Origin of the sequence: Halorubrum californiense DSM 19288, from assembly GCF_000336875.1 — an archaeon.
Lineage (GTDB): Archaea > Halobacteriota > Halobacteria > Halobacteriales > Haloferacaceae > Halorubrum > Halorubrum californiense.
In genome coordinates, this window is record NZ_AOJK01000028.1 from 1 (window position 1) to 565 (window position 565).

The 565-nt window shown below is 61.2% G+C and carries 1 protein-coding gene; it reads left to right on the top strand.

Annotated elements, in window-relative coordinates; all coding sequences use genetic code 11:
- Positions 1-565, top strand: a 565-nt coding sequence (locus C463_RS06130) for an RNA-guided endonuclease TnpB family protein (protein ID WP_008442053.1), incomplete at both ends; no start/stop codon positions are given.

Below are 565 nucleotides of genomic sequence, written 5' to 3' on the forward strand. Positions count from 1 at the left end.
TCGCAGCCCGTGACTGTTTCCGACGAGGCGCGGGCGACTCCACTGGCTGATGAAACGGCCGCTCTGGATATCGGTGCGAACAATCTCGTCGCCTGTACCACGACGACCGGTGAACAGTATCTGTACGAGGGTCGCGACCTGTTCGCTCGCTTCCGGGAGACGACACAAGAAATCGCCCGGTTACAGGCCAAACTCGAAGCGGGCCGACACAGCAGCGAGCGCATCCGGCGGTTGTATCGCAAGCGCACTCGGCGCCGCGATCACGCGCAAGAAGCGTTGTGTCGCGACGTGATCGAACGGCTGTACGCCGAGGGTGTCGACACAGTGTATATCGGTGACTTGACCGGCGTGCTAGAGACGCACTGGTCGGTCGAGGCGAACGCTAAGACGCACAATTTTTGCTCGTTCAGGAAATTCGTGGACCGACTGGCCTGTACCGCCGAAGAGTACGATATCTCGGTTGAGGTACGGTCTGAAGCGTGGACGAGTCAGGAGTGCCCGCAGTGCGGGTCGACGGAGCGAACCACGCGGCATCAGGAGACGCTGACGTGTCCGTGCGGGTTTG